The organism is Chamaesiphon sp. OTE_75_metabat_556, assembly GCF_031378165.1.
Classification (GTDB): Bacteria; Cyanobacteriota; Cyanobacteriia; order Cyanobacteriales; family Chamaesiphonaceae; genus Chamaesiphon.
This window is the reverse complement of record NZ_JANNDR010000515.1, coordinates 1-5,791: the sequence shown is the minus strand read 5'-3', so window position 1 is coordinate 5,791 and position 5,791 is coordinate 1. Positions and strand designations below refer to the sequence as shown.

General features: G+C 46.6%; 7 protein-coding genes. 3 read left to right on the top strand and 4 right to left on the bottom strand.

All coding sequences use genetic code 11. The features are described from left to right. The first annotated feature begins 212 nt into the window (after nucleotides 1–212). The 3 genes from RMO27_RS20470 to RMO27_RS20460 all read left to right on the top strand — a co-directional run bounded on the left by RMO27_RS20470 (nucleotide 213) and on the right by RMO27_RS20460 (nucleotide 2,600). Nucleotides 213–1,541 (top strand): adenylosuccinate synthase, encoded by a 1,329-nt coding sequence (locus tag RMO27_RS20470; RefSeq protein WP_309736033.1) that lies wholly within the window; start codon nucleotides 213–215, stop codon nucleotides 1,539–1,541. 89 nt (nucleotides 1,542–1,630) lie between these two features. Continuing rightward, a complete protein-coding gene (rplY, locus tag RMO27_RS20465) occupies nucleotides 1,631–1,927 on the top strand; it encodes a 50S ribosomal protein L25 (RefSeq protein ID WP_309736031.1) in 297 nt (98 codons plus the stop codon). Between the two features lie 157 nt (nucleotides 1,928–2,084). After that, entirely contained in the window at nucleotides 2,085–2,600 is a 516-nt protein-coding gene (locus tag RMO27_RS20460; protein WP_309736030.1) for a hypothetical protein, read from the top strand. A gap of 16 nt (nucleotides 2,601–2,616) precedes the next feature. Here RMO27_RS20460 and RMO27_RS20455 read toward each other — a convergent pair whose 3' ends face one another. From RMO27_RS20455 to RMO27_RS24000, 4 genes are all read right to left on the bottom strand, one after another. After that, a complete protein-coding gene (locus RMO27_RS20455) occupies nucleotides 2,617–3,426 on the bottom strand; it encodes a hypothetical protein (RefSeq protein ID WP_309736029.1) in 810 nt (269 codons plus the stop codon). Between the two features lie 68 nt (nucleotides 3,427–3,494). Continuing rightward, the gene (locus RMO27_RS20450; RefSeq protein WP_309736027.1) at nucleotides 3,495–3,908 is read right to left on the bottom strand and encodes a GFA family protein; all 414 of its coding nucleotides are present in this window, start codon (nucleotides 3,906–3,908) and stop codon (nucleotides 3,495–3,497) included. Nucleotides 3,909–4,286: 378 nt separating this feature from the next. After that, nucleotides 4,287–5,450, bottom strand: coding sequence for a GuaB3 family IMP dehydrogenase-related protein (locus RMO27_RS20445; protein ID WP_309736025.1), 1,164 nt, complete (start codon nucleotides 5,448–5,450; stop codon nucleotides 4,287–4,289). Nucleotides 5,451–5,632: 182 nt separating this feature from the next. After that, nucleotides 5,633–5,791, bottom strand: a complete 159-nt coding sequence (locus RMO27_RS24000) for a GrpB family protein (RefSeq protein ID WP_396133772.1) — start codon at nucleotides 5,789–5,791, stop codon at nucleotides 5,633–5,635.

The window sequence follows — 5,791 nt, the reverse complement described above, 5'->3', positions numbered from 1 at the left end:
ATATCTTTAGCAATGTGGTGGGCAGTGCCCACCACAAGGATTTTAATAGTTAAATCCTACGGCTTCAACACATTTCTTGTTGCTAGCTGCCATTTGTTACGAAACGTGTGCGGTTGCCCTGGTGTTCCCCCAAATGTCTTTTGACAGGTATCGATGTCCATGGTAGGATTTTAGATTGTGTTAACTTTATTCAGATAGACAAGCAATAACCCTTGGCTAACGTAGTCGTAATTGGTGCCCAATGGGGCGATGAAGGAAAAGGAAAGATCACCGATTTACTTAGTAAGTCGGCAGATGTGGTCGTGCGTTACCAAGGGGGTGTCAACGCTGGTCACACTGTAGTCGTGCAGGGTCAAACCTTTAAACTGCACTTAATTCCTTCAGGGATTTTATATCCCGAAACGAAATGTATCATTGGCTGTGGTACAGTCATTGACCCCAAAGTCTTAATTGAAGAACTCGATCGACTTGTCGCGCTGAATATTCCTACCGACAAGCTGTTGATTTCGCAGACAGCTCATGTCACGATGCCTTATCATCGGCTGATCGATCGAGCATCAGAAGAAATCAGAGGTACTCACAAAATTGGTACGACTGGACGCGGAATCGGGCCGACTTACATGGATAAGTCCGACCGAATCGGCATTCGGGTACAGGATTTGATGGATGCTGATGCTTTCCGCGAACAGCTTGCTTGGACGATCGCTCAAAAGAACGAGATCCTCGAAAAACTCTATCATCTACCACCGCTCGATTCAGAGCAGGTAGCGACTGAGTATTTGGGTTATGCCGAACGGTTGCGCCCGCATATCGTCAATACCTCGGTCGAAATTTACGATGCGGTGCGCCGTCGTCGGAATATTTTATTTGAAGGTGCTCAGGGGACGCTGCTCGATCTCGATCATGGTACCTACCCTTATGTGACATCTTCCAATCCGATTGCGGGTGGAGCTTGTATCGGTACGGGCATCGGCCCGACGACGATCGATCGAGTGATTGGTGTCGCCAAAGCCTATACTACCCGCGTTGGCGAAGGCCCCTTCCCAACCGAGCTAAATGATGCCAGTGGCGATGTGTTGGGCGAACGGGGTGCGGAATTTGGCACCACGACTGGCCGCAAACGCCGCTGTGGCTGGTTCGATGGCGTGATCGGTCGATATGCCGTCCGGATCAATGGGATGGACTGTATGGCGATTACCAAGCTGGATGTCTTGGACGAGTTTGACGAAATTCAAGTCTGTATTGCTTACGAAATCAATGGTCAGCGCACGACCGACTTCCCCGATTCAGCTCGGGATTTCGCCAAATGTGTGCCCATCTACAAAACCCTCCCCGGTTGGCAGCAAAATACTGCCGACTGTCGATCTCTCGAAGATCTACCAAAAGCAGCACTAGACTATCTCAAGTTCTTGGCTGACTTGATGGAAGTCCCGATTTCGATCGTTTCCCTCGGCCCCAGCCGCGACCAAACCATCATCGTCGAAGATCCGATTCATGGCCCCAAACGGGGGCTATTATCGGCTGACGGAACTCCTGTCTAAGCTGACGAATCGAATCCATCCTTTAATTAATTTGAAATTTGGATTCGATTTTACTCACACACTTAACCAAATTACTACTACTAACAACTATGGAAATTTCCGTCGAATTAAAACAACGTGTTGCTGGGAGCAAACCTAACGCTCTCCGTCGTTCCGGTCAGATCCCGGTCAATCTCTACGGACATGATGGCGACAAGTCATTATTATTGACGCTCGATGCTAAAAGTGTGGAGAATTTAATCAAAAAAGCCAGAGTCAATAAAACTCCCGTCGAAGTCAGTATCCCCGAATTGTCCTGGAAAGGAACGACTGTGATCAAGGAAATCCAAACTCATCCTTGGAAAAACTTCCCTTATCATTTGAGTTTTCATGCCGTTAAAGCTTAAATTTTCGGCTTTAGGTATGAGGAAGAGTTAAAATCTCGATCTCTTAATCCTACAACAATGATTACATTCTGATAAAAGAAGCCGATCGATTCGATCGGCTTCTTTCTTTATGTCTGAAAATGCCAATATAATTTAGTTGGTATCGATCGAAGTTACTGTGAACCAGAATTTGATTTTTCGCTATTGGCAATTTGCCATCCTCAATATGTTGTTAGTTGGTTGTGGCGTCCCTGGTGCTGGCGAACATCAGCGAGATGTTGCGAATCTACCGCAGGTTTTTAGTGCGCTCCAAGCTCTGAAAGTCAAGGACTATCGCAATCAAGATTGGTGCAAGAACATCGCATATCAGAGAGGTGGTTTTTCTAGCAATCTCACCTCAACTACTTGTAATTTATTTGATGGTAAACCGATCGCGATGGACGAGCGGGCAAAACAAGATTTTCAGACAATCGCTACTGCAATGGCAACAACAGGAGTAGGTATTCATTACTTGTCTGCAAACTATGATTCAGCAGATCGTTTAGTCGGAGCTACTTTCAATCTATCGACAATTTGTCGATGTTCTTATGTCTATCGTCCCAGATACGAGCGACTACCAGAAAATATGCAGGGTGAAATGGAATATACGGCAATTAATCCAGACTGGTATTTTGTCTGGGAAGATTGGAATTAATATCTCGATCTATGTTTTATCGCTCCCATCCATTTACCAGCCGAGTTGTTGCCATTAGCTTCTGCTCTTTGCCATCTGGCTGTTGTTGCCATAATTCCCATCGGGTTGCGTACTGATGCTCCCAATCCCCTTCCTGAATCATAATTTCCGATCGATATGAAAATAGGGTCGTCCCCCGTTCGCTCCAGCCATCTGGTATTTTAGGCGATGGCGGTTTTGGATATTTCATCATCACGGGTCTATTTGTTTTGGTATTAAATACCTTAATCGATAATTGACCGGGATGTGTAAACAAGAACCAAGCCTCGATCTTATAAATTCCTGGTTGTGTCGGGATCACATCTGTTACCGAGAATGTGTTTTTTTTGGGTTCATTAATAGCGAGTAATAACTTATTCTGGGCTTTAATACTGACTGCAAATACAGCTTGAGCAGGTGAATAGCCATAGCCATTAGCCTCTTGTCTGAATCTAAAATTGCCGAAACTACGCGGACACCTCGCAAATTTTACAACCCGACCATTATTGCCCATGTCATGAGCTACAAACACGATTAGATCGTCGGTATCGTTACTCTCTATGCCCAATGATTTATACTCTTGCCACTCAAACCCCAATGCTCGATCGACCTGTGCTGGAGAAGTATAGGGGCTAAATACATACATTTTATCCCAGGCGAAATCAGTGATGTCGGCAATCTTGATTTCTGGTTGGCCTTGCTGAATTTTGGCATCAATTTTTTGGTTGATTAGTCGATCTGGTTGAGGTTGACAACTGCCAAGATTAACCAGCAGCAACAGCGCGATCGAATAAGGCCATCGATTCATCGGAGGTATGCTAATTCAGATTAATAATCGCAAAAGTTTATAGGTTCATAGCTACTTTAAATAGTCATTTATTTGGTATCTTCACTGGGCATAAACTTTGCAAATACTTCTGATTCTGTCAAATTTACTGTTTGATTGGCAAATTCATAGTAACTAGGTTTCCGATCGATAAAGATTTGCTCCTTGAACTCAAACTCCGTTCGATCCTGAAACAGACCTGCTGGCACAAAATATTCATTGGTCGGCAATAACCGATAGAAAATATGCGTGCCACATTCACCACAAAAAGCTCTTTCAGCCCATTCTGATGACTTGTATACCTTCAGTTGCTCAATCCCGTCAATCTGCACATCCGCGCCGCAAGCCAGACCCAATGCTGGCCCACCGCCCCACCGTCTACACATCCCGCAGTGACAGGCATCGACAGTCTTTTTGTCTGGTGTTTGGACACTTATAACACCACAAAGGCACCTACCATTCATTTCAGTTTCCTCGATTTTCAGCGATCTCTATCTAAATTTTTGCACATAATCCGCTCCAGATCTGTTAGGTACAATGTGACGATCGCTTAAAAAGTAGATTACGTGTATTTTTTCGATCGATCCTAAACAAGGAACCGCCTGAGACACAATTAAGTGTCTCAGGCGGGATGTGGTGTGAGGAGTGAACGGAAACATCAGTCTCCGTTGACCTTAATTGTAACAGTACCACCAGAAATCGGGGAGGCAGATCTGACTGAATATTGGCGAGATTTCGATCCTATTTATAGGTAAATATCGATCGCCGTCGCAACCTCGATCTTCCTCACCACAGCCTCGGCTCAGACCTACCAGTCTCAAACCTAATCTCATCGAGATCGGTTATTTACCCATCCCTAATTGTTGAGCTTTTTGGTAGACTTTGCCTTCGGTCAGCAGCGAGGGCGCGATGACGACTTCTACTTTTTGCATTTCCTTAATTGTTTTGGCACCGAGTGTCCCCATACTAGTTTGCAGTGCGCCCAAGAGGTTGTGAGTACCATCATCTAGTTTGGCGGGTCCTCGGAGAATCTGGTGGAGAGAGCCAGTCGTGCCGACTCTAATCCGCGTGCCTCTAGGCAATACTGGGCTAGGAGTGGCCATCCCCCAGTGAAAACCGCGTCCGGGAGCTTCCGCCGCCCGTGCGAATGGCGAACCAATCATCACGCCATCAGCTCCACAGGCGATACATTTACAGATATCACCACCAGTCACCAAGCCACCATCGGCGATGACGGGAATATACTTACCCGTCTGCTTGAAGAACTCATCTCGCGCTGCTGCACAGTCCGCCACGGCAGTTGCTTGCGGTACGCCGACACCCAAGACGCCACGGGAGGTACAAGCCGCTCCGGGGCCGATCCCGACCAGGACGGCAGCGGCACCTGCTTGCATCAGTTCGAGCGTAATATCGTAAGTAACGCAGTTGCCCAAAATTACTGGCATCGGCATTTCTTGACAGAATTTAGCCAGATTCAGCGGTTCGATCCCCTCTGGAGCTAAAAATTCTGTCGAGACGACAGTAGCTTGGATAAAGAATAAATCCGCACCGGCTTTAGCCACTGCCGCACCAAATCTCGCCGCACCCGCAGGGGTGGCACTCACAGCCGCAATCCCACCACCAGCTTTAATTTCCGCAATCCGGCGTTCGATCAATTCTGGTTTGATGGGTTCGGCATAGAGTTCCTGCATCAGCGTCACGAAACCATCATTTCCCACAGCCGCAATCCGATCGAGAATGGGATTTGGATCTTCATACCGAGTTTGAATCCCTTCCAAATTGAGTACGCCCAGCGCGCCGAGTTTTGATAACTCGATCGCCATCCGCACATCAACGACCCCATCCATTGCACTAGCAATAATCGGAATTTCGCGTTTGACACCACCAATCTGCCAGCTAGTATCTGCCAAACTGGGATCTAGCGTTTTGCCGCTAGGCACTAGGGCGATTTCATCAAAGCCGTATGCTCTCCGAGCTGTTTTCCCTTTCCCAATCTGAATATCCACGATCGCTCCGACCTTCTTCCAAAAAACGTCTTTAAGTAAGCCTAACAAATCGATCGCAACATTTGTTTACTTTTTTACAGATATTTTCAGTAATTTGCGGATCTCTAGGGATTCAGCCTTGAAGAGATGGTGTATCCTCACTGGTGTTACAGGAAATGAAAGTAGGGATCGATTGACTAACCTCACAGTCCTAAACTACGCCACTGGAATGCTTTATTGTCGATCGAGTGGATAAAGTCAGCTTTACCATCCATGTAACTCTGAATATTCGTGGGGTACTGCTGGGCGAGTGTTTGTTTGAGTTCGCTGTATTCCCGCGCGGCTTCAGGATGAGATCTCAG

Excerpts from the sequence above, each read along its gene's own strand:
- rplY (WP_309736031.1), top strand. The coding sequence starts at position 1,631 with ATGGAAATTTCCGTCGAATTAAAACAACGTGTTGCTGGGAGCAAACCT.
- RMO27_RS20455 (WP_309736029.1), bottom strand. The coding sequence starts at position 3,426 with ATGAATCGATGGCCTTATTCGATCGCGCTGTTGCTGCTGGTTAATCTT.
- RMO27_RS20450 (WP_309736027.1), bottom strand. The coding sequence starts at position 3,908 with ATGAATGGTAGGTGCCTTTGTGGTGTTATAAGTGTCCAAACACCAGAC.